The 21560-nt window shown below is 59.4% G+C and carries 19 protein-coding genes and 1 tRNA gene; 3 read left to right on the forward strand and 17 right to left on the reverse strand.

What is annotated here, in order from left to right:
• Window positions 1-96 precede the first annotated feature (96 nt).
• Window positions 97-360, reverse strand: coding sequence for a hypothetical protein (locus PHX60_RS00005; RefSeq protein WP_300072842.1), 264 nt, complete (start codon window positions 358-360; stop codon window positions 97-99).
• A gap of 88 nt (window positions 361-448) precedes the next feature.
• On the opposite strand from PHX60_RS00005, the gene PHX60_RS00010 reads away from it, so the two are divergent.
• On the forward strand, window positions 449-1090 hold the full coding sequence (locus tag PHX60_RS00010; protein WP_300072845.1) for a TetR/AcrR family transcriptional regulator: 642 nt from the start codon (window positions 449-451) through the stop codon (window positions 1088-1090).
• Here the strand turns inward: PHX60_RS00010 and cysK are convergent.
• The 8 genes from cysK to thiL all read right to left on the reverse strand — a co-directional run bounded on the left by cysK (window position 1057) and on the right by thiL (window position 8400).
• Window positions 1057-1974, reverse strand: a complete 918-nt coding sequence (cysK, locus tag PHX60_RS00015; RefSeq protein WP_300072848.1) for a cysteine synthase A — start codon at window positions 1972-1974, stop codon at window positions 1057-1059. The genes PHX60_RS00010 and cysK overlap by 34 nt on opposite strands.
• A 52-nt stretch (window positions 1975-2026) precedes the next feature.
• Window positions 2027-2527, reverse strand: a complete 501-nt coding sequence (locus PHX60_RS00020; protein ID WP_300072851.1) for a putative toxin-antitoxin system toxin component, PIN family — start codon at window positions 2525-2527, stop codon at window positions 2027-2029.
• The gene (locus tag PHX60_RS00025) at window positions 2517-3809 is read right to left on the reverse strand and encodes a THUMP domain-containing protein (RefSeq protein WP_300072854.1); all 1293 of its coding nucleotides are present in this window, start codon (window positions 3807-3809) and stop codon (window positions 2517-2519) included. The genes PHX60_RS00020 and PHX60_RS00025 overlap by 11 nt, the downstream gene beginning before the upstream one ends.
• Window positions 3809-4237 carry a thioesterase family protein gene (locus PHX60_RS00030; RefSeq protein WP_300072857.1) on the reverse strand — a complete coding sequence of 143 codons (429 nt, stop codon included), beginning with the start codon at window positions 4235-4237 and terminating at the stop codon, window positions 3809-3811. Before PHX60_RS00030 ends, PHX60_RS00025 begins: the two co-directional genes overlap by 1 nt.
• 100 nt (window positions 4238-4337) lie before the next feature.
• Window positions 4338-5927: an RNA polymerase factor sigma-54 gene (locus tag PHX60_RS00035; RefSeq protein WP_300072859.1), complete on the reverse strand. Its 1590-nt coding sequence runs from the start codon at window positions 5925-5927 to the stop codon at window positions 4338-4340.
• A 1-nt stretch (window position 5928) separates the two neighbouring features.
• A complete protein-coding gene (gene lptB, locus PHX60_RS00040; RefSeq protein ID WP_300072861.1) occupies window positions 5929-6705 on the reverse strand; it encodes an LPS export ABC transporter ATP-binding protein in 777 nt (258 codons plus the stop codon).
• Window positions 6702-7358 carry a lipopolysaccharide transport periplasmic protein LptA gene (gene lptA / locus PHX60_RS00045; RefSeq protein ID WP_300073600.1) on the reverse strand — a complete coding sequence of 219 codons (657 nt, stop codon included), beginning with the start codon at window positions 7356-7358 and terminating at the stop codon, window positions 6702-6704. Before lptA ends, lptB begins: the two co-directional genes overlap by 4 nt.
• 58 nt (window positions 7359-7416) lie before the next feature.
• Window positions 7417-8400 carry a thiamine-phosphate kinase gene (gene thiL, locus PHX60_RS00050; protein WP_300072863.1) on the reverse strand — a complete coding sequence of 328 codons (984 nt, stop codon included), beginning with the start codon at window positions 8398-8400 and terminating at the stop codon, window positions 7417-7419.
• Window positions 8401-8521: 121 nt separating this feature from the next.
• Here thiL and PHX60_RS00055 point away from each other — a divergent pair, with 121 nt between their 5' ends.
• Window positions 8522-9007 carry a YidB family protein gene (locus PHX60_RS00055; protein ID WP_300072866.1) on the forward strand — a complete coding sequence of 162 codons (486 nt, stop codon included), beginning with the start codon at window positions 8522-8524 and terminating at the stop codon, window positions 9005-9007.
• Between the two features lie 6 nt (window positions 9008-9013).
• Here PHX60_RS00055 and PHX60_RS00060 read toward each other — a convergent pair whose 3' ends face one another.
• From PHX60_RS00060 to PHX60_RS00070, 3 genes are all read right to left on the reverse strand, one after another.
• Window positions 9014-12298, reverse strand: a complete 3285-nt coding sequence (locus tag PHX60_RS00060) for an Ig-like domain-containing protein (protein WP_300072867.1) — start codon at window positions 12296-12298, stop codon at window positions 9014-9016.
• 181 nt (window positions 12299-12479) lie between these two features.
• The gene (locus PHX60_RS00065) at window positions 12480-14351 is read right to left on the reverse strand and encodes a phosphoenolpyruvate carboxykinase (GTP) (RefSeq protein WP_300072870.1); all 1872 of its coding nucleotides are present in this window, start codon (window positions 14349-14351) and stop codon (window positions 12480-12482) included.
• A gap of 209 nt (window positions 14352-14560) precedes the next feature.
• Window positions 14561-14785 (reverse strand): zinc ribbon domain-containing protein, encoded by a 225-nt coding sequence (locus tag PHX60_RS00070; RefSeq protein ID WP_300072873.1) that lies wholly within the window; start codon window positions 14783-14785, stop codon window positions 14561-14563.
• 124 nt (window positions 14786-14909) lie between these two features.
• Between PHX60_RS00070 and recQ the strand changes: the two genes are divergently transcribed.
• The gene (gene recQ / locus PHX60_RS00075) at window positions 14910-16787 is read left to right on the forward strand and encodes a DNA helicase RecQ (RefSeq protein WP_300072876.1); all 1878 of its coding nucleotides are present in this window, start codon (window positions 14910-14912) and stop codon (window positions 16785-16787) included.
• Window positions 16788-16899: 112 nt separating this feature from the next.
• Here the strand turns inward: recQ and PHX60_RS00080 are convergent.
• The 5 genes from PHX60_RS00080 to PHX60_RS00100 all read right to left on the reverse strand — a co-directional run bounded on the left by PHX60_RS00080 (window position 16900) and on the right by PHX60_RS00100 (window position 21533).
• A tRNA-Met gene (locus PHX60_RS00080) sits at window positions 16900-16976 on the reverse strand.
• 26 nt (window positions 16977-17002) lie between these two features.
• Complete coding sequence (locus PHX60_RS00085) at window positions 17003-17782, reverse strand: enoyl-CoA hydratase (RefSeq protein WP_300072879.1); 780 nt, start codon at window positions 17780-17782, stop codon at window positions 17003-17005.
• 66 nt (window positions 17783-17848) lie between these two features.
• Window positions 17849-19630, reverse strand: a complete 1782-nt coding sequence (locus PHX60_RS00090) for a peptidase M61 (RefSeq protein WP_300072881.1) — start codon at window positions 19628-19630, stop codon at window positions 17849-17851.
• A gap of 17 nt (window positions 19631-19647) precedes the next feature.
• Window positions 19648-20376, reverse strand: coding sequence for a DsbC family protein (locus tag PHX60_RS00095; RefSeq protein WP_300072883.1), 729 nt, complete (start codon window positions 20374-20376; stop codon window positions 19648-19650).
• A 26-nt stretch (window positions 20377-20402) separates the two neighbouring features.
• Window positions 20403-21533, reverse strand: a complete 1131-nt coding sequence (locus tag PHX60_RS00100) for an FAD-dependent monooxygenase (RefSeq protein ID WP_300072884.1) — start codon at window positions 21531-21533, stop codon at window positions 20403-20405.
• Between the last annotated feature and the right edge of the window lie 27 nt (window positions 21534-21560).

Genomic DNA, 21560 nt, shown 5'->3' on the forward strand with positions numbered 1-21560 from the left:
GCCTGTGGAGAGGAAGGCACTGGCTTGGGTCGTAAGACCCGAGTGAAACCAGCCTCTGTGAAGCAGGAAGCAATCGGTAGATTTAATCAGAAATGATTAGATTTGCGTAGGTATTGCAGAACGGTAGAACTCGGCCTTCTTTTGCGCGATGCGGCTGCCCAGCGCTTGGGCGCGCAGGCGCGCGGCCACCACGTCGGGGCGGCGGCCCAGCAGGTCGGCAGAAATATCGGCGGGCAGGCCAAAGGCCCGGTCCAGCTTTAAGGTGGGCGCAGCCAACGACAGCGCGCGGTCTGGCCCTGCGCCCAGCAACACGGCCAGGCGGTTGCGTTGCAGCGCGATTTGCTCGTCCAGCGCCTCCATTAATTAAACTGGTCGGTTTAGTTTAGCTTTGGTTTTGGGCCAAATCAAGCTAAACTGAACCCATTGGTTCAAAAATAAAGGAGTTGACATGCGCGCAAAAACCGAGACAAGACGCCAAGCCATCTTGGATGCCGCCGCTGTGGTTTTTCAGGAAATGGGGTTTGAGCGCACCACGATGGCCGCTATCTGCGCGCGCTTGGGGTACTCCAAGGCCACGCTGTACAACTACTTTGCCTCGAAAGAGGAGCTGTTTTCGGTGATGGTGTTCGAGGCCACCGAAGCCGAATTTCAGGCCACGCTGGCAGCGCTGGATGCCACGCTGCCCGACATCACCGCAGCGCTGCAACAGTTTGGCCAGCGGCTGCTGGCGCTGCTGTATTCGCCCCCAGTGCAGGCCGTGCGCCGCCTGACCGTGGCCGAGGCCGGGCGCTCTGCGCTGGGCCGCCAGTGCTACGAACTCGGCCCAGTCCGCAGCGAGGCCGCCACCGCTGTGTTTTTGCAGCGCGCGATGGACGCAGGCCAATTGCGCCAAGCCAATGCCCGCGTGGCCGCACTGCACCTGCGCGGCCTATTGGAAGCCGAATGGCTAGACCGCTTTTTGTGCCAAATGCTCGAGAGCGTCAGCCCGGCAGAAATTGAGGCCAGCGTGCGCCGCGCTGTGGCGGCGTTCATGGCGGCCTATGGGCCGCTGGAGAATCAGGCTGGCAAAAAGCCTTCGACCGACAAATAGCGCTCGCCGGTATCGTAGCTAAAGCCCAACACTTTGGCCCCAGCGGGCAGCTCGGGCAGTTTTTGGGCAATCGCTGCCAAGGTAGCCCCAGACGAGATACCCACCAGCAGCCCCTCTTCGCGGGCAGCGCGGCGTGCGTATTCGCGCGCGGGTTCAGCATCGACTTGGATCACGCCATCGAGCAAACTGGTGTCTAAATTCTTCGGCACAAAACCAGCGCCAATCCCTTGAATCGGGTGGGGCGCGGGTGCGCCACCGCTGATGACCGGCGAGGCGCTAGGCTCCACCGCAAACACCTTGATCTGTGGAAACTGCGCCTTGAGTACCTTGGCCACGCCCGTCAAGTGGCCGCCCGTGCCTACGCCGGTAATTAGTGCATCCAGACCATCGGGGAAATCGGCCAAAATTTCTTGTGCCGTGGTGCGGACGTGTACCTCCACATTGGCCGGGTTCTCGAACTGCTGCGGCACCCAAGCGCCGGGGATTTGCGCCTTCAGCTCTTCAGCGCGGGCAATAGCCCCCTTCATGCCTTTTTCGCGTGGGGTCAGGTCAAACTGGGCACCATAGGCCAGCATCAGGCGGCGGCGCTCGATGCTCATGCTATCGGGCATCACCAAAATGAGTTTGTACCCTTTAACAGCGGCCACCAAGGCCAAGCCAATGCCGGTATTGCCGCTGGTAGGCTCGATGATGGTGCCACCCGGTTGCAGTGCGCCCGATTGTTCCGCCTCTTCGACCATCGCCAGCGCGATGCGGTCTTTGATGGAACCACCGGGGTTGCCGCGCTCGGACTTGACCCAAACGTTAGCCCCCGCGCCAAACAAGCGGTTGATGCGGATATGGGGGGTGTTGCCAATGGTCTGCAAAACGTTGTCGAATTTCACGGTACTGGTCTCCGGTATAAAAACGGCACATTTTGGCCCAGTCTATTGGTACCTATGCAGATAAGGATATGCCAATATCGGTAGCAGCAGCCACCAACACCGTACCCACCAACGCACCATGCTGGCGCAGCAGGCGTTTACGCAGGCTGAGTACCGCTTTGTCTTTGCTGAGCAGCAGGGCGTGGTGGGCGGCGGCCAAATCAATAAACTTTTGGTCGTCGGTGTCTTTGCAGATGGCCAAAGCCCGCGCGGGCACCTCCACCCATTGCACCTGTTGGCCATAGGCTTGCAGCACCTGTGCAGGCGTGAGGCCATAAAAGGCGACGCGCTGGGCAATTTGCGGATAGGCCAACACGCGCTCTAGCTCGTCGTGCATGGCTTGGGTGGCCAAGCAGCGCAGGCTCCCCTGTTGCAGGCACTGGCGCACCAAAGCAATGGCCGGGTCATTGAACACCAGCAAGTCCAGCACGATGTTGGTGTCCAACACCAGCGCGCGCGGCAGTGCGGGTGCCGCTCCATCCTCGGCCAAAGGCCAGCGCAGTTCAACCCGCATGGTCACTGGCTCCGGGGGTAGTTGCTGGGGTGCGACGTGGCTTGGTCGAGCCTTGCACCAAATCAAAGCGGAACAGACGGCATTCAATCGGGCCATTCCACATCGGCACGCGGCGCGATTCTTTCAGGCGCATTTTGCCGGGCAGTTTCAAATCTGGGGTCAGCATCCAAGCCTGCCAGCCGGTGTAGTGCTTCTTCCAGTGCGCGGCCAGTTGCAAGAAGAACTCGCCACCGTCTTCGGTCTGGGCCACTTCGCGCCCCACGGCGGCACCGCTGGCGCGTTCAGCTGCCCGGTCGTGGGCATTGCGCCCGGCACTACCGGCAGCGGCAATGCGTTCGCCATAGGGCGGATTGAGCAGCATGATGCCCGGCGACTCGCAAGGGGGCATACGCTGCAAGGCATCGCCACCACGCAATTGCACGGTAGTACCCACACCAGCGCGCTCGGCGTTGCGCTGGGCAAAATCCACCATGCGGTGCGAGACATCGCTGCCAAAAATCGGCACTGGGCTGGCTTGTTCGGCGCTGGCGGCTTGTTGTTTCAGTGCCTGCCACACATGGGCTTGGAAGGGCAGCAGCTTTTCAAACGCAAAACGGCGGCGCATACCGGGGGCAATGCGGCAGGCGATTTGTGCGGCCTCGATCAGTACCGTACCACTGCCACAGCAGGGGTCGTACAGGGGCAAGGGCGCTTCACTATGCGGATCCCAACCGGTGGCGGCAATCATGGCGGCGGCCAGGGTTTCTTTCAAAGGGGCATCGCCTTTGTCTTCGCGCCAACCGCGTTTGAACAAGGACTCGCCCGAGGTGTCGATATACACGGTGGCTTGGTCGGTGGTCAGGTGCAGGTGGATACGCACATCCGGCCATTGGGTATTCACATCCGGACGCACCCCGGTTTTGGCCCGAAAGCGATCCGCCACCGCATCTTTGACGCGCAAGGCGGCAAAATTAAGACTGTTCAGCGGGCTGTGCTGGGCAGTCACTTCGATTTTGAAACTCTGGCGTGGTGTAAACCAAATCTCCCAGGCCACACTGCTGGCCAGCTCGTACAGCTCATTTTCGGAGCGATAGGGCTGGTGCGCCAGTTGCACCAGCACGCGCTGGGCCAAGCGGCAGTGCAAATTGAGCAGCAGCGCATCACGCCAAGAGGCACGCAGTAGCACGCCACCGCGCCCCATGAGCAAATCATGGCCGGTCAGGCCGGTAAGCTGATGCACTTCATCAGCCAAAAAGCCCTCTACGCCAGCGGCGCAGGGCAGAAAAATTTGCAGCTGATTCATCAGTTTTGTCCTAATTTCACCAGCAGTGCCGCAGGCAATGGACGCACTTTGTGGTCTTGCGGGTCGGTAAACACCAGCCCTTGCTTGCCCTTGGCTACCGCCCGGCCTTGGCAGGTATCGGTGATACGAAACACCAAATCAAAGCCGTACTTGTTAAAGTCTGCTGGGCTCATGTCAATGCGCAGGGTCTCGCCATACAGCGCTTCCGACTGGTATTGCACCACCACATCGCCCACTACCAAGGCCAGCCCTTCGGCATCGCGGTCGGTGTAGCCTAAAGCAGTAAAAAAGCGCGTGCGCGCCTCGCCCACCAGCGCCAGCAGCTGGGCATTGTCCAAATGTTGGCCGTGGTTGATGTGGCTGATGTAAATCGGTAGTTCGGTAGAAAAAGTAAACTGCGCTGGCAGTTCAAAAACAACACGGGCCATCGCCCCTCCTGTGAAACTTCTGGGAAGAAAAAAGCGGCTCGGCTTGCACCTCCTGCACCGGGACTGACAGCGGCAGAGATGCCCCAAGGATGAGAACCGGCTACAAAATTTTGCGTAACGTAGCGGTAGGAATTTTCAGGCCTTCGCGGTATTTGGCCACGGTGCGGCGCGCGCATTCAATGCCTTGCTCTTTCAGCATTTCGGCCAATTGGCTATCGGACAGCGGTTTGGCCGGATTTTCAGCCGCAATAAACTGCTTGATGAGCGCGCGCACGGCAGTGCTAGAGGCATTGCCCCCGCTGTCGGTGCCCAAACCCGAGCCAAAAAAGTATTTCAACTCGTAAGTGCCCTGCGGCGTGGCCATGTATTTGGCCGTGGTCACGCGCGAGATGGTGGACTCGTGCAGACCGAGTGCATCGGCAATATCGCGCAGCACCAGCGGGCGCATGGCCAACTCACCATGCACAAAGAAGTTTTTTTGCCGCTCTACGATGGCTTGCGAAACACGCAAAATGGTGTCAAAACGCTGTTGGATGTTCTTAATGAACCAACGCGCTTCTTGCAAGCGCTGTTGCAAGGCTTGGTGGCCTTCGTCTTGGCGACGGCCACGCAAGGCTCCGGCATAAATATCGTGGACGCGCAGGCGCGGCATGACTTCGGGGTTGAGCTGCACGCTAAATTGGTGCCCGCCTTGTCCATGCCCCATGCGGCGCACCAAAACATCGGGGATGATGGCATTGCGCTCTACTGAGACAAAAGGCCGCCCCGGACGCGGCTCTAAACGGGCAATCAAAGCCATCGCGGCACGGGTTTGCTCTTCGGTGGCGGCGCAAGTTTGCGCCAAGCGGCGCACATCGCGGCGCGCCAGCCCGTCTAAGGGTTGTTGGCACAGTTGCAGCGCCAGCGCAATCGTTTCGGGCGCTTGGCCGGATTGGGGCTGGGCGGCCAAAGCGGTCAATTGCAGCCGCAGGCATTCGGCCAAGTCGCGCGCACCCACGCCCACCGGCTCTAGGGTTTGCAACAAATGCAGCGCTACCGTGAAATGGTGCAGCAACTGCTCAATTTGCTCTGGATGCTCATCTCCGGCCAGCTCTTGGGCCAAGGCTTCGAGTGAATCTTCTAAATAGCCGTTTTCGTTCAGTGACTCAATGAGGAAATACAGCGCGGCCTTGTCCTCTGGCGCTAGGCGCAGGCCCAGCGTTTGCCGGTGCAAAAAAGCAGCTAAGGATTCGTGGCCATGCGCCAAATCGGCGGCACTGACTTCGGCCTCGTCGTCGTTGTTGCGGCCAGAGGCTGGGGCATCGCCGCCCCATTCGCTATCGTCGGGGGCCATATCGACGCTGCCATCACCCTCCCAATCCAGGGTTTCGGTGCTGCTGTCACTGCTGCTGTCACTGCTACTGGTATCGGTGGTGCTGGTATCGGTGGTGCTGCTAGAAGCCGTGCTGAGCGGCGGTGCCCACTCGGCCACTGGCTCCTCGGACGGTGCAGGGGTGTCGGCTTGGGCCAAACCGAACTCCTCGCGCGGGGCTTCGTCGGGGTTGCGCTCTAAAAAGGGGTTGTCGGCCAGCATCTGCTCGACTTCTTGGCCCAACTCCAGCGTGGACAGCTGCAACAGCCGAATCGACTGCTGCAACTGCGGCGTCAGGGTCAGGTGCTGCGATACGCGCAGAGACAGGCCGGGCTTCATCTCACATACGGAAATGTTCGCCCAGGTACACCCGGCGCACCTCGGCGTTGTTGACAATCTCCGACGGCGTGCCTTGGGCCAGCACGCGGCCATCGCTGATGATGCAGGCGTGGTCGCAAATGCCCAGCGTCTCGCGCACGTTGTGGTCGGTAATCAGCACGCCAATACCGCGCGCCTTCAAAAAACCAATGATGCGCTGGATTTCAATCACCGCAATCGGGTCAATGCCGGCAAAAGGCTCATCCAACAAAATAAAGCGCGGTTGCGTGGCCAAAGCGCGGGCAATTTCTACCCGGCGGCGCTCGCCACCCGATAGCGCCAGCGCGGGCGAGTCGCGCAGATGGTCCACGCGCAATTCTTCTAGCAAAGTGTGCAAGCGCTGCTCTACCTCGGCCTTGGACAAGGCTTGGCCGTGGCTGTCTTGTTGCAGCTCTAATACGGCGCGCACATTTTCTTGCACCGTGAGTTTGCGAAAAATAGAGGCTTCTTGCGGCAGATACGATAGCCCTAAGCGCGAGCGTTTGTGAATCGGCATCCGCACCACCGATTGGCCATCAATACGAATATCACCGCCATCGCTGGGCAGCAGGCCCACAATCATGTAAAACGAAGTGGTTTTGCCCGCACCATTGGGGCCGAGCAGCCCCACCACTTCGCCCTTTTCTACCACCAACGAGACATCTTTGACCACCTTGCGGCTGCCATAGGATTTGGCCAGATGCAGCACCTCTAAGCGGCTGCCGCTGGATGTTGCTGGCGCGGCGACGGGTGCATTCATGGCTTGGGGCTGCCCAACGCCGGACTGGCGCGCAAGGGCGTGGCAGAAGCTGCATTTGCTGCACCTGCCGCCGGTGGCGTTGGTGCTGCCGCTGCGGTCGGTTTGGGGGCCAAAATTGCCCGCACCCGGCCACCGGGGGCAGCGCTGCCATCGGGCTTGGTGGCTTGGCCATCCACGCTGAACACATCGGTCAGGTTGTTATAGACAATCACGGCACCGGAAAGCTCGTCTTGTACCCGGCTGCCTTGGTAGCGGCGCAACTCGGCGCGGCGCAGTAGGCGCACGGTGTCGGTGCGGCCGTTGTATTCGATGCGTTCGCTTTCGCCTTCGACAAATTCTTCTGGGGCACCGGGGGCAGTGTCACGTTTTTGTCGGAAAAAAGCGCGCTGGCCACTGGCCGCCGTGACAGTGCCCGATTGGTGGCCTTCGGCATCTTGGCGCACCTCTAGGCGCTCGCCACGCAATACGATAGAACCTTTGGTGAGTACCACGCGCCCGGTAAAGACGCTGGTTTGTTGCAATTCATCGTGGCGCAGGGCATCGGCCTCGATGTTCATGGGCTGTTGGCGGTCGGCTTTTTCGGCGTGCGCCAACGTGAACGGGGCGACAGCCAGACAAGCAAGGAAGGGGAGGGTGAAGAGGCGGTTCATCAAAAAGGGCATGAATCTTGCAGCGATTGTAGCCCTGCCCGCAAGCGGAGGTGGTGTCGGTTTAGGCTGGGGCAAAGTGGTCAAACGAGGCATAGTGGGCGCAAGACAAAGGCTGGCCTTGTGCATCCAACAAACGCACACCCGGTTCCACTTCAATCGTGCCAATGCGCGTGACTGGCGTGGCGCTGGCTTGGGCGGCGGCTTGCACCGCTTGGCGCTGGGTGGGTGCAGCGGTAAACAGCAGTTCGTAATCATCCCCCCCGGCCAAGGTGCATTGGCGCACCAGTTCCTCGGCCAAAGGCTGACCGCTGGCATTGGCACTGGCTTGTGCGGCCAGCAGAGCGCTGGTGCGGGCGCTATCCATACAAGCACCAACCCCCGAGGCACGCAGCAAATGGCCCAAATCGCCCAACAGGCCATCGCTGATGTCCAAAGCTGCCGTGGCGATGCCGCGCAAGGCTTGCCCCAAAGCGACGCGCGGGGTCGGGGCCTCTAACCGTTGCTGTGCCGGTGCCAGCAGCGCAGCAGGCAGGGCGATATGGCCCCACAGGTGTTCTAGCGCCAAACGGGCATCGCCCACCTGGCCACTCACATAAATATCATCGCCCACGCCAGCACCCCGGCGCAAGAGTGCCTGACCAGCAGGCACTTCGCCCAACACGGTAATGCAGATAGTGAGCGGCCCTTGGGTGGTGTCGCCACCAATCAGCTCGCAGCCGTGGGCATCGGCCAGCGCCAGCAAGCCACCCGAGAAGCCTTGCAGCCACGCTGCATCCACAGCGGGCAGCGCCAGCGCCAGCGTAAAGGCCAGCGGCTTGGCACCACAGGCGGCCAAGTCGCTCAAGTTGACGGCCAGCGCTTTGTGCCCCAAGCGGGTGGGGTCGGTGCCCGCAAAAAAATGCCGCCCTTCTACCAGCATATCGCTGGAAATGGCCAGTTGCATCCCGGCACTCGGTTGCAGCAAAGCGCAATCGTCGCCCACGCCCAACACCGCCCGGCGCGTGGGGCGGGTGAAGTAGCGCGCAATCACATCAAATTCACCCATCGTGCTTCTCAAAACGCTGTGCAAAAAAAACCTAGAAAATCTGCTGTCTCAAGCCAAAGCCGAAGGCGGATACATTAGGGCCATTATCAGCCCGCAGACAAGTTGGGCAAGGAGATTTTTGATGGGTTTACTCGATTCGGTACTCGGTGCGGTGCTCAATGGCGCGGCACAAAACGGCAGCGCTGGCAGCCCGTTGGGCGGCGGCGGTCTGGGCAATTTGATAAGTATGGCCGCTAACAATCCGCAGTTGGTGCAAATAGTGCTGGAGCTGCTCGACCCGCAAAAAAGCCCCGTAGGCGGTCTGCCGGGGTTGTTGGAGCGGTTTCAGCAAGCCGGATTGGGCAATTTAGTGGCTTCGTGGTTGGGCAGTGGCCCCAATGCGGCCCTATCGGGCGATCAACTGGGCCAGGTGTTGGGCGAGGGGCCATTGGCCCAGATAGCGGCACAGCTGGGTTTAGGCCAAAGCGATACCGCCAACCAGCTATCGCAACTGCTGCCCGGCTTGATTGACCAGCTCACGCCCAATGGCCAACTGCCAGCCAGCGTGCAAAGTGCGGCGCCAGAACTACTGGCGGTGCTGGGCAATTTGCTCAAGCCGCGCGGCTGATAACGGTTACAAAAACTCCAATCCGTGGGCGGCCAAGGCCACCAAGTGGATGTGGTCTTGATTTGCGGGCATGGTGGCCACTGCCGTTAAAAGTGCGGCTTGGGTGTAAGCGCCACTGTCCATCAGCCCTGTCCATTGACCGATGATGGCATTGTCCAGCGGGGCATCGGTCACATTGCGGTACAGCCACTCGGCCAAGGCCCGATTGGAAGCGCCCCCGGCAAAGTCGCGCATGATTCCGGCATCCACCAGCACCGATGCGGCATCCGCCAAACTGTGCCCGGCATCCAAGTAATCCAGCAACACGCCCAGCAGAGGACGGTTGTCCAGCCATTCTGGCCCCAGCGCAGCCCCCACCAGCAGGGCGGCTTGGCCTCCGGCTTGGCGGACATCCATGTCCAAAGCCAGGTTCACATCCGCAAAACTGAGCCGCTCCACCGAGACCAAGGTGTCGATACCATCCAAGGCCAGCTGGTCGGTCAGCGTCCAGCGGTTATTGCTGCCGGTCAGGCTGTATTCACTGAGTGCACCGGCATACCAAGCCCAATCCACGCCAGCACCGCCATCGATCAGGTCATTGCCCGCACCACCTTCGATCCAATCGTTGCCCTCTAAGCCATAGATTTGCGAGCTGGCCGCCTCATCAATCAACACATCAGCCTGTGCCGTGCCTTGCAGCACGCCATAACCGCCTATGGTGGCACGCAAGGTGTAACTGCCGATGCCTGCATCGTAGTCCAGCGCCCCCAAGTAATAAGTGCCATTGCTCTGGGCGGTGAAGGTGATTTGGGCATTGCGATTGCCACCACTTTCATCGTCAACACTGAGTTTGGTTAAATCTGGCCCATACAGCAGCAGATAAGGATCGTTCAGGCCCGTGCTGCCCGAGCGCGACAGCGCAAAGGTGTAAGTCGTACCGGCTTGGAGTGCTACCTTGAATAAATCGGCATCATCCACGGTCTCGATGGTGCCTGCACTGGACTCCCCATTCACCAGCACCACACCCGTGGTGCTGGCAGACCAAGGGTAATCGTCGGGTCGGAGGTGGGCGCTAAGCCGATAAGCGCCGGTGCCGGTGTCGTAGTCCACCGCCCCCAAATAATAGGTACCGCTGGTGCTGGCCGAGAAGGTAATTTTGGCATTGCCATCGCCGCCACTTTCGTCGTCAAAGTCCAACTCGGTCAGGTCAGGCCCGTACAGGAGCAGGTAAGGATCGCTCAAACCAGCATTGTCCGAGCGCGACAACGCAAAGGTGTAGGTACGCCCCGCCGTGAGGGTGACTTTGAACAAATCGGCATCCCCCACGGTGTTGATTTGGCCCACGGTAGCGCTACCACCGACCACCACTTGGCCGGTGGTGGCGGCAGACCAAGGGTAATCGTCTGGTGCTGTGACGGCGCTGAGCTGGTAAGCCCCCGTGCCAGTGTGGTAATCCCACGCGGCCAGATAGTACAGGCCGCTGTTGCTGGCGGTATAGGTAATGGCAGCGTTGCCATCCCCAGCGCTGTCATCGTCATAGGTAATCAGCTCCACCCCGGCGCTGTAAAGTTGCAAATAGGGGTCCGTCAGCCCACCAGCGGTGCGCGCCAGTGTGAAGGTGTAACTGGTACCTGCGGTCAGATAGACCTTGAACAAATCGGCATCGTCTTGGTAGTTGATATTGCCTGTGGTAGCGGCTCCATTGGCTGTCACCAACCCAACGGTATTGGTCGAGTTGCTGTAATCGTCATTCAGCACCGGGGTGGCGGTGCTGAAGTTCCAGCTGCTACTGCCGACCACACCGGCAAAGGCATTGCCCGCCAAGTCTTTCAGCGCCCCCGGTGCTATTTGCACGTAGTAACTGCCACCAGCGGCCAAATCAGCCGCTGGGTTGATGGTCACGCGGTTTCCCGACACCGAGACTTGCGTGGCATCACTAACCGCTATCACCCGTGCCACACTGCCGTTGGCGTTGTAAATTACCACCTCACCGCTGCCCACCTGTACGGCTTCTGAAAAGGTCAACACCAAATTAGCCCCGGCGTCCACGGCGGTAGCATTGTCCGCCGGGGTTTGGCTGAGCAAGGTCGGGGCGGTACGGTCTTCGGTGTTGAGCAACTGTTCAGCCGGGCGCAGCACATCGCTAAACTGAAAATATTCGACATTTGAAAAAACGTTGGAATCGGTGGCCGCAGCAGCAATCGTGTACAGATTACGCAGCGCATCGTAGTGGAAGCTGTAACTTTCCAAGGGGCCTGCCAACACGGCAATGTCATTGCCCGGCCCACCATCAATGCTGTCATTGCCCAAACCACCAATCAACACATCGTCGCCCTCGCCCCCCAGAATAACATCATCTCCAGCACCGGCATCAATGCGGTTGGCAACAGCATTGCCGGTAATACGATCTGCACCGCTGCCGGTGACCGCGTTTTCGATGACACAATCGTAGGCGATAGCCAAGTTGTAACTCATGTCATTGCACGAGGAGTAGCTACCCTCCAGCAACGATAAATTGGAAGCACTGGCAAAGCCACCCAAGTTGATGGTATCTTGCCCAGCAGAATCAAAAATGGTCAGAATCGGGTATCGATTCAGCGTGAAATCGTACAAATTGGCCGAGGTGCCGCTGATATTGCTGGCAAAGCCATACACGGTGTCCTCGGTGCGGGTGGTGCTGGAAGCACCATAGATGCGCTGAATCACTGCCACATCATGGAGCATCGGGGTTTGGGGCGAGTAATACTCCCCGTTCGCCGCTTGCCAATCGGCCTGCATCACCTCATTCGAGCGCTGCGACGAAGAACCACGAGGCCCAAAATACGACATGACCGACAAAACGCTGGAGTCTTGAAACGACGAGGGCGCAAAGGCCCCCTCTCCGTTGTAATCGCCCATATGGTCTAGCCCGAGTGCATGGCCAATCTCATGGACCAGGGTGAAAAAACCATAGCTACCAATGTTTGGCGAAGTCAGGCTGGGTTCCGCCCCATTGAACCAGACGCTGCCTGCCGTGGGGTAATAGGCGTGCGCGTAGCCAATGTTCGAGCGCGTATAGGCAAACTCAATATTGGAGCCTGCGGTCGTGGTCTGCCGGACATTCGGGGCGATTAAATCGTCCCAAGTTTGCAGCGCTTGCGCCATCAGAAGCTGTTGGTTCGCATTGGCCGCCCTGAACAAAGCCGCCTCGCCCTGCCCATAGGTTCCGCTGGGGCTGGCCGGAAACGCATAGGTAATGACACTGCCCGGCCATTGGCGGCCTGAGTTCAGTTGGGCATAGACCTGATCCAATGTCCAATAAGGAGTAGCCATAAAAATCGCTCCGTATCTGCCCAATCTGGCAAGCTGTGTGCAACGATTCTAGCGCTGCACCACCGCTGCGGATACGCTTGCATCGTGCTGGGCAGGGGCAAAAAAATAGCGGGAGGTTCACTCCCGCTAAATTAGCGCTGCCACGGCACTACCGGCAGGCACCAGCAGTGCGCCCTCTGGATTAAAGGGCGGCCAAACGTTGCTCCAGTGCGTTCTTGGTGTCAATCAACGCTTGTGGCATGTGGTACGACAGCAGCTCAAAGTGCGCGTCGTGTGACTTGAATTCTTGCTCCCAAGCGGCCTTGTCGATGCTGGTCACGGTGTTGAACTGCTCGGCGCTGAACTCCAAGCCGGTCCAGGTGATTTCGGCATACTGGGGTGCAATCCCGAACATGGTCTCTTGGCCTTGGGCTTGACCTTCGATGCGGTCGAGCATCCACTTGAGTACGCGCATGTTGTCGCCATAGCCGGGCCAAACAAACTTGCCAGCCTCGTCCTTGCGGAACCAGTTGACGCAGAAAATCTTGGGCAGGGTGTGGCCCGATTCTTCCAGCTTGTGTTCCATATCCAGCCAGTGCTGGAAGTAGTCGCTCATGTTGTAGCCGCAGAAGGGCAGCATGGCGAACGGGTCACGGCGCACCACGCCTTGGGCGCCAAAGGCGGCGGCGGTGGTTTCCGAACCCATCGTGGCGGCCATATAGACACCTTCCATCCAAGTGCGCGCTTCGGTCACCAGCGGCACGGTGGTGGAGCGGCGGCCACCGAAGATGAAAGCGTCAATCGGCACACCAGCGGGGTCGTCCCATTGGGCATCCAAGGCGGGGTTGTTGGTGGCAGCCACGGTAAAGCGGGCGTTGGGGTGGGCCGCCTTAGCGCCGGTTTCTTTGGCAATGGCGGGTGTCCAGTCTTTGCCTTGCCAGTCGATCAGATGCTCAGGGGTCTTGCCAGCATCTTTTTCCATGCCTTCCCACCACACATCGCCATCGTCGGTCAGGGCCACGTTGGTGAAGATGACGTTCTTGTCCAAACTGGCCATGCAGTTGGGGTTGGTCAGAGTGTTGGTGCCGGGGGCCACGCCAAAGTAACCGGCTTCGGGGTTGATGGCGTACATCTTGCCGTCGGCATGGGGCTTAATCCAGGCGATGTCGTCACCAATGGTGGTGACTTTCCAGCCGTCAAAACCCGCTGGGGGCACCAGCATGGAGAAGTTAGTCTTGCCGCAGGCGCTAGGGAAGGCGGCAGCGATATGGTATTTTTTTCCTTGGGGGTTGGTCACGCCCAAAATCAGCATGTGTTCGGCCAGCCAGCCTTGGTCGCGGCCCATGTTCGAGGCGATACGCAGCGCCAAGCACTTTTTGCCCAGCAGCGCATTGCCGCCGTAGCCAGAGCCGTAAGACCAGATTTCGCGTGTTTCGGGGTAATGCACGATGTACTTGACCTTGGGGTTGCAAGGCCAAGAGGTTTCGTCTTTTTGGCCTTCGGCCAAGGGTGCGCCTACGGTGTGCATGCAAGGCACAAACTCGCCATCCACGCCCAGCACGTCATAGACGGCCTTGCCCATGCGCGTCATGAGCTTTTGGTTCACGGCCACGTAGGCGCTATCGGTCAGCTCGACACCAATGTGGGCAATGTGGCTGCCCAGTGGGCCCATGCTAAACGGCACCACGTACATGGTGCGGCCTTGCATACAACCGTCAAACAAGGGGTTGAGGGTGGCGCGCATCTCTGCGGGCTCCATCCAGTTGTTGGTCGGGCCAGCGTCTTCTTTTTTGGCCGAGCAGATGTAGGTACGGTCTTCGACACGGGCTACGTCAGACGGGTCCGACCAGGCCAAAAAGCTGCCGGGGCGCTTGGCAGGGTTGAGCTTTTTGAAGGTGCCAGCGTCCACCAGTTGTTGGCACAGGCGGTCGTATTCTTCTTGCGAGCCATCGCACCAAACGATGTTGGCGGGCTTGCACAGGGCGACCATATCGGCCACCCAAGCCAATAGGCGGGCATTTTTGACGTAACTGGGGGCGTTGATATTCAAGCCCTGCATGGTAGGTGCGTTCATCGGGGAGAGTCCTTCAATTAAAAAACGGTTTTTCAAAAAAAGCAAACCCATCAGTGCTGCGCTGTCTTTGAAAAAACGGCTTGAAAGGCACCAGCCGCCACGCTAGGCAAAGGTAAACCTAGCCCGGCGGCTGGGAGTGACGATTTTATGAAGTCGCCCGAATTTTGTCTTTGCCTTATCGGCTATATTTATGCAAAAAAAGCATCACTTTATGCAAATGGACAAGCACCCGGCCCGCCGGGGCTATGGCAACTGCCACAAGGATTGCTGGGCAGGGGCACGGTGCGGGCGGCCTCGTTGGTGGTAGCAAACACCGACAATTGCTTGGCTAACTGTTGCGAATGGCACTGCGGGCATTCGGGCGCGCTGCCTGAGCGCACCAGGGTTTCAAAGGCGTGGCCACAGTCTTGGCAGGCGTATTCGTAGATGGGCATAGATGTATTTTGCTAGTGGAGAAAAGCGCTATTTTTCCGCAATAAGGGCCGCAGCGCACAATAGCGCGATGGTTTGCCACCGCTGCACCACTTTCCCCTGCACTTTCCTATAAAGGCCCTTGCTGTGTCCGCTGCTCTTTCGGTTTTGAACCACACTTTTGGCTATCCGCAGTTTCGTGGCTCGCAACAGGCGATTGTGGAGCATGTAATTGCTGGCGGCGATGCCTTGGTGTTGATGCCCACCGGCGGCGGCAAATCATTGTGCTACCAAATACCGGCCATTGTGCGCCAGCAGCAGGGCCAAGGCGTGGCGATTGTGGTCTCGCCCTTGATTGCCCTGATGCAAGACCAAGTGGGTGCGCTGCACGAGGCCGGGGTGGAGGCCGCCTTCCTCAATTCAACACTCGATTGGCAGCAAGCCCAAGACGTAGAACAGCGCCTGCGTAGCGGTACCATCACCCTGCTGTATGCCGCCCCCGAGCGCGTGAATACGCCGCGCTTTTTAGCGCTGCTGGATGCACTGCACCAACAAGGCGGCTTGGGCCTGTTTGCGATTGACGAAGCCCATTGCGTGAGCCAATGGGGCCATGACTTCCGCCCCGAATACCGCGCCCTGAGCGTACTGCACGAGCGCTACCCCAGCGTGCCGCGCATCGCCCTGACGGCCACCGCTGATGCCCTGACGCGCGCCGACATCATCGAGCGCTTGCAGCTGGAAGAGGCGCGCTTGTTCGTGAGCAGTTTTGACCGGCCCAATATCCGCTACACCATTGCCGAAAAGGGCAAAGATGTGACCGGCCAGTTGCTGCGCTTCATCAAAGAAGAGCATCTGGGCGATGCTGGGGTGGTGTATTGCCAATCGCGCAAACGGGTCGAAGAGCTGGCCGCCGTGCTGGCCCATGCGGGCATCAACGCCCTGCCCTACCATGCCGGTTTGCCTGCTGAATTGCGTCAACAACACCAAAACCGCTTTTTGCGCGAAGATGGCATCGTCATGGTGGCCACCATCGCCTTTGGCATGGGCATTGATAAGCCCGATGTGCGCTTTGTCGGCCATGTGGATATGCCCAAAAACATCGAGGGCTATTACCAAGAAACGGGCCGTGCGGGCCGTGATGGCTTGGCGGCCCATGCGTGGATGGCCTATGGTCTGAGCGATGTAGTCAACCAACGGCGCATGATTGACGAAAGCCCGGCCGCAGAGGAGTTTAAGCAGGCGTTGCGCGGCAAATTAGAAGCCCTGCTGGCGCTGGCCGAAGCCACCGATTGCCGCCGCGTGCGCCTGCTGGCCTATTTTGACGAAGCCTCCGCGCCCTGCGGCAATTGTGATAACTGCCTGCACCCACCCGAAGTGTGGGATGCCACCGATTGCGCGCGCAAGTTGCTATCGACCATCTACCGCATCCAGCAGGCCAGCGGCCTCAATTTTGGTACCCAGCACACGCTGGATGTGTTGCGTGGCAAAAGCACCGAAAAAATCGTGCAACACGGCCACGACAAGCTCTCTACCTTTGGCATGGGGCCAGAATTTACCGAACTGCAATTGCGCGCCGTGCTGCGCCAGTTGCTGGCCACCGGCGCGGTAGGCTTGCACAAAGTGCAATTGGACAACGGCCACAGCTTTGATACCCTGTGCCTGACCGATGCCTCGCGCGCCGTGCTGCGCGGCGAGCGACAGGTGCGTCTGCGTGCCTCGGTGGTGGCCCCGACCAGCGGACGCGAACGCACACAGCGCCAGCGCCGTCCAGCCGCCAGCCTGCCCCCAGTGGCCGAGGGCCTAGACCAAGCCGCTTTGGCGCGTTTTATCAACCTCAAGGCGTGGCGCGCGGAAGTGGCACGTGAGCATGGCTTACCCGCCTATGTCATTTTTCATGATGCCACGCTGGCCGCGATTGCCCAGCAGCAGCCGCGCACGCTGGCCGATTTACAAGGCATCAGCGGCATGGGGGCTAAAAAGTTGCAAGCCTATGGGGGCGAGGTATTGCGGGTGTGTGGGGGGTAGGCAGCGCCAGCAGGTTGCCTTGCTGTGCAGCGCAATCACGGTGGCACCGGTGCATTTTTCCAATGAAAAACCCCGCCAACTGGTTTCAGCTGGCGGGGTTTGTTCGGGTGTGTGGTGGTGATAGGTGGATTTGAACCACCGACATCAGCATTATGAATGCTGCGCTCTAACCAACTGAGCTATATCACCGAACGACCAAGATTATAGCGCAAAAATTATTGGTGTGTGAAGACGGCCTTGCGCTTGTTGACAAAAGCGTCCATGCCTTCTTTTTGGTCAGAAGTGGCAAACAAAGAGTGGAACAAGCGGCGCTCGAACGTGATGCCATCGGCCAAGCTGCCTTCAAAAGCGCGGTTGACCGATTCTTTGGCTGCCATGACAGCAATTTGTGAGAAGTCGCTGATGATGAGGGCGGCACCCAAGGCTTCTTCTTGCAGTTTGTCCGCTGCGACGACGCGGCTGACCAAGCCAGCGCGTTCGGCTTCTTCGGCGTTCATCATGCGGCCGGTCAGGGCCATGTCCATCGCTTTGGCTTTGCCCACAGCGCGCGGCAGGCGTTGCGTACCGCCAGCACCGGGAATCACGCCCAGCTTGATTTCTGGTTGGCCAAACTTGGCGTTGTCGGCAGCAATGATGAAATCGCACATCATGGCCAATTCGCAGCCACCGCCCAAGGCAAAACCACTGACAGCGGCAATTACGGGCTTGCGAATGGTGCGGATGGTTTCCCAGTTGCGCGTGATGTATTCGCCCTTATAGACATCGGCAAAGCTGTAAGTGGCCATCGCGCCAATGTCTGCGCCTGCGGCAAAGGCTTTTTCGCTGCCCGTGATGATCATGCAGCCGATTTTTTCGTCGGCATCAAAGGCTTTGAGGGCTGCGCCCAGCTCGTCCATCAGTTGGTCGTTCAGGGCGTTGAGTTGCTTGGGGCGGTTCAGGGTGATGATGCCGACTTTTTCGGCTTCGACGCGCACTTCAATCATTTCGTAGCTCATGGTATCTCCTAGGGTTTATGGGGAATGCAGCCCGCCAATATAACCAAGCTGCAAGACAGCTCGGTTTCAGCGGCCAGATAACCACTGGCTGGCGCGTGTGGCATCGGTTATTTTCCAGTGGCCTACGGTGGTAGCCGCATCTGCGGCGGGCAGTTCTAGTGCCAACCGCAATAGCCGGTCGCCCCGGCCCACCAAGGCCGTGACTTGTGTGGCATGGCCAGCATACAGGGGCACATCGGCCAGCTGCTGCAAGCGCCAGCCTTGGCCTTGCACTTCCAGGCCCAACCATTCATCGCCTGCGGCCAAGCCAGCACGTTCGGCCAAGCTACCGCGCAACACCCCTTGCACCCGGATACCGTTTTTATCCGTGGCGCGCAGGCCCAAAGCTTGGGCGATAGGTGCTGGCTCGGTGCTGGCCTCCATGCCGTGGGCCGCCAACAGCGCTGCTACGGGCAATTCTGCGGTGCTGTGTACCCAAGCGTCTAGTTCCGCATCCAAACTGCGTCCGGCCAGCTGCAATAACACGGCACGCACATCGGCCTCGGTCATGGGGCCACCGGCGCAGCGTTGCCACAGCGCCTGCATCACAGCATCCAAACTGGTTTGGCCTTCTTGGCGCAGCGTTAAATCTAGGCACAAGGCCACCAGTGCGCCCTTGGTGTAGTAGCTGATGGTCGCGTTGGGGGTGTTTTCGTCTTGGCGGTAGTATTTGACCCAGGCATCAAAGCTGGCTTGGGCCACGGTTTGCAGCAGCCGTCCGGGGGTTTGTTGCACCTGGGCAATGGTTTTGCCTAGCAGCTTGAGGTAGCTGGCATCGTCGATGAGGCCAGCGCGGTGCAGCAGCAGGTCATCGTAATAGCTGGTAAACCCTTCAAAAAACCACAGCAGCTGGGTGTAGTTTTCTTGGTGGTAGTCGTAACGGGCAAACTCGGCAGGGCGCAGGCGTTTCACGTTCCAAGTGTGGAAGTATTCGTGGCTGATGAGGCCCAGCAGCGTGGTATAGCCCTCGCTGGTGGACGCTTGGCCTAGACGGGGCAAATCTTTGCGCGCGCAAATCAGCGCGGTGGAGTGGCGATGCTCTAGCCCACCATAGCCGTCTGCCGTGGCGTTTAGCAGAAAAACATAGTTTTGAAACGGTGGCGGCTCGGTGCCATGCCAAAAGGCAATCACTGTTTCGCAGATGCGCTGGGTATCTTGCAACAAACGTTGGCCGTCAAACGCTGGCGTGGCCCCAGCAACTACCAACCGATGGGGCACGCCCGCCGCCATGAAGTTGGCACTCCAGAAAGCGCCCATTTCTACCGGGCTGTCGGCCAGTTCGTCGTAATCGGCGGCTTGGTAGCAGCCAAAGCCGTGGGCATCGATTTGTACCGGGGTCAATGCCGTGGCACATTGCCAAGCGGCTTGCTCGGTAAGCTGGCCGGGCGCGACGATGTCCAGCAGGCAAGCCTGCTCGGTCAAGCCTTCGGCACGCAGGCAAAGGCTGGTGCCATTGAAAAAGCCACGCTGTGCATCCAAACTGGCGGTGCGTACCGAGGGGTCATTGGCATAGACCTGGTACTCCAGCACCAATGGCTGGCCGGTTTGGCAGGCCGCCTGCCAGCGTTGTTTGCTCTGCTGCTGCAAGGCCACCGGCCGACCGGCTTGGTGGGCGCGCAGGTTTTGCAGGTTTTTGGCAAATTCACGCACCAAGTAGCTGCCCGGAATCCACACGGGCAATGACAACACTTGTTCTGCCAACGGCTCGGCAATCGTCAGTCTGACATGGAACAAATGCGCGTGTACATCGGCAATGGTGATGCGGTAATGGCAGGCTGGCGCTGGGGCAGTCAAGATGGTGCTGGACATAAAACGCGCGGCTCGGCTTATGGGGCTTTGCTGGCCGTGTTTTCTATTTCGGTCAGGCGTTTTTCAATCTCGGCACTGCCAACGGCACCGGGAATGCGTACACCATTGGTAAACAACAACGTGGGCGTGCCGGTGATTTTGTGTTTTTTGCCAAAGGCCAAATTGCGTTGCAGTGCGGCGGTATCGCAGCTGGCGGCAGGCGGGGTTTTATCGCGCAGCATCCAGTCGTTCCAAGCGACGAGGCGGTCTTTGGCGCACCAGATATTGCGCGATTTTTCTGCCGAGTCGGGGCTAAGAATAGGGTACAAAAAGGTGTGGATGGTGATGTTGTCCACATTCAGCAAATCGCGTTCAAAGCGTTTGCAATAACCGCAGTTGGGGTCGGCAAACACCACCAAGCGGCGCTTGCCATTGCCGCGCACGGTCACAAACGCATCTTGTAAAGGCAGGGCATTGAAATCTACCGCCGTGAGTTGTTTGATGCGGTCTTCGGTCAGGTTGCGCCGCGCTTGGGTGTCAATCAACTCGCCTTGGATGAGAAAGTTACCCTTGGCATCGGTGTAGAACAGATCCGTGCCCACACGCACTTCGTACAAGCCCTTCATGGGGGTGGGGCGGATTTCGTCGATTTTTTCCAGTTGTGGAATGCGCTCGACCAAGGTGGTGCGAATGGCAGATTCTTGGGCTGTAGCACTCAAAGCTACGCCCAAGCTGGCAGCGGCCAGCAAGGTGCGAATGAAGGTCATATCAAGCAAACAAAAAAGTGGTGGGTTCAATGGCTACCCATCGCACGGCGAGCCATCCAGTGTTTCAGCGGGCCGCTGCGTTCAAAGCTGTTCATGCCCCAGTTGCGCAGGGCTTGCAACGGCGCTTCGGGGCGCGAGAACAGCTGTTGTAGGCCATCCATCAATAAACCCACCGGCAGTAGGGCTGCTTTGCGCTCGCGTTCGTAGCGGCGCAGCAGGCGCACATCGGCCACACTGCGCCAGTCTTCGCGCTGGCTCAGGGTGCGCGCCAAGGCTTGGGCATCGCCTAAGCCTAGGTTCAAACCTTGCCCGGCCAGTGGGTGAACATTGTGCGCGGCATCGCCTGCCAATACCCAACTTTCGGCGCTGGGCTGGCCGTGGTGCAACACTGGGCCGCACCAGCGCTCGGCTTGGGCTTGTTGCAAGGGCCAAGCGCTGCGTGCTGCGTGCAGGGTCAGTGTGCCTAATGCGCCTTGGCTGGCTTCGGTGATAGCTTGGCTGAAGGCATCGTCGTTGAGTGCCAGCAAGGGGGCTGCCTGCTCTGCGGGCACCGACCACACCACCGCGACTTCATGGCCGTTGTGGCCCTCTAGCGGCAACAAGGCCAAGATGCTGCCTTGGGCAAACCATTGCCGGGCGGTGTAGCCGTGGGGCTGCTCGCATACCAAGCGGGTGGCGATGGCATGTTGGGCATAAGGCATGACCTCAAAATCAACCCCCAACTCGGCACGGGTTTGGCTGGCGCGGCCTTCGCAAATGATGGTCAGAGGGGCCGCCACCGGAGCTGTTACGCGCTCTACTTGGGGTTGGTAGCGCACGGCCTCGGACAGCCGGGTCTCTAGGGCGGGCACATCGACAATCCACGCCAGTGCTTCGGTCCCTTGGCTGGCGGCATCAAAGTCCAAAGCACCATCTTGATCGCCACGCACTTGCATTTGCAGTACCGGGCAGGCGTGGATGGCATCGGGCCAAGTGCGTAAGGATTCGAGCAACTGGCGCGAGGCGGCGTTGAGCGCATAAGCGCGCACATCGGGGCCAGACGCTGGCGCACTGCTGCCCACCAGCGCTACGCGCAGCCTCTCGCGCGCCAATAAAAGCGCCAAGGTGTGGCCAACCACACCGGCACCACGGATACAGACATCAAAGGTTTGCGGCATGGGGCGATTGTAGAAGCCTACTGCGGG

The sequence above is a fragment of the Giesbergeria sp. genome (genome assembly GCF_028686475.1).
GTDB lineage: Bacteria > Pseudomonadota > Gammaproteobacteria > Burkholderiales > Burkholderiaceae_C > Simplicispira.

What these genes read in the sequence shown, in the direction of transcription:
- PHX60_RS00005 (WP_300072842.1), bottom strand. Translation starts at nt 360, where the DNA reads ATGGAGGCGCTGGACGAGCAAATCGCGCTGCAACGCAACCGCCTGGCC.
- PHX60_RS00010 (WP_300072845.1), top strand. Translation starts at nt 449, where the DNA reads ATGCGCGCAAAAACCGAGACAAGACGCCAAGCCATCTTGGATGCCGCC.
- PHX60_RS00020 (WP_300072851.1), bottom strand. Translation starts at nt 2,527, where the DNA reads ATGCGGGTTGAACTGCGCTGGCCTTTGGCCGAGGATGGAGCGGCACCC.
- PHX60_RS00025 (WP_300072854.1), bottom strand. Translation starts at nt 3,809, where the DNA reads ATGAATCAGCTGCAAATTTTTCTGCCCTGCGCCGCTGGCGTAGAGGGC.
- PHX60_RS00030 (WP_300072857.1), bottom strand. Translation starts at nt 4,237, where the DNA reads ATGGCCCGTGTTGTTTTTGAACTGCCAGCGCAGTTTACTTTTTCTACC.
- PHX60_RS00035 (WP_300072859.1), bottom strand. Translation starts at nt 5,927, where the DNA reads ATGAAGCCCGGCCTGTCTCTGCGCGTATCGCAGCACCTGACCCTGACG.
- lptB (WP_300072861.1), bottom strand. Translation starts at nt 6,705, where the DNA reads ATGAATGCACCCGTCGCCGCGCCAGCAACATCCAGCGGCAGCCGCTTA.
- thiL (WP_300072863.1), bottom strand. Translation starts at nt 8,400, where the DNA reads ATGGGTGAATTTGATGTGATTGCGCGCTACTTCACCCGCCCCACGCGC.
- PHX60_RS00055 (WP_300072866.1), top strand. Translation starts at nt 8,522, where the DNA reads ATGGGTTTACTCGATTCGGTACTCGGTGCGGTGCTCAATGGCGCGGCA.
- PHX60_RS00060 (WP_300072867.1), bottom strand. Translation starts at nt 12,298, where the DNA reads ATGGCTACTCCTTATTGGACATTGGATCAGGTCTATGCCCAACTGAAC.
- PHX60_RS00065 (WP_300072870.1), bottom strand. Translation starts at nt 14,351, where the DNA reads ATGAACGCACCTACCATGCAGGGCTTGAATATCAACGCCCCCAGTTAC.
- PHX60_RS00070 (WP_300072873.1), bottom strand. Translation starts at nt 14,785, where the DNA reads ATGCCCATCTACGAATACGCCTGCCAAGACTGTGGCCACGCCTTTGAA.
- PHX60_RS00085 (WP_300072879.1), bottom strand. Translation starts at nt 17,782, where the DNA reads ATGAGCTACGAAATGATTGAAGTGCGCGTCGAAGCCGAAAAAGTCGGC.
- PHX60_RS00090 (WP_300072881.1), bottom strand. Translation starts at nt 19,630, where the DNA reads ATGTCCAGCACCATCTTGACTGCCCCAGCGCCAGCCTGCCATTACCGC.
- PHX60_RS00095 (WP_300072883.1), bottom strand. Translation starts at nt 20,376, where the DNA reads ATGACCTTCATTCGCACCTTGCTGGCCGCTGCCAGCTTGGGCGTAGCT.
- PHX60_RS00100 (WP_300072884.1), bottom strand. Translation starts at nt 21,533, where the DNA reads ATGCCGCAAACCTTTGATGTCTGTATCCGTGGTGCCGGTGTGGTTGGC.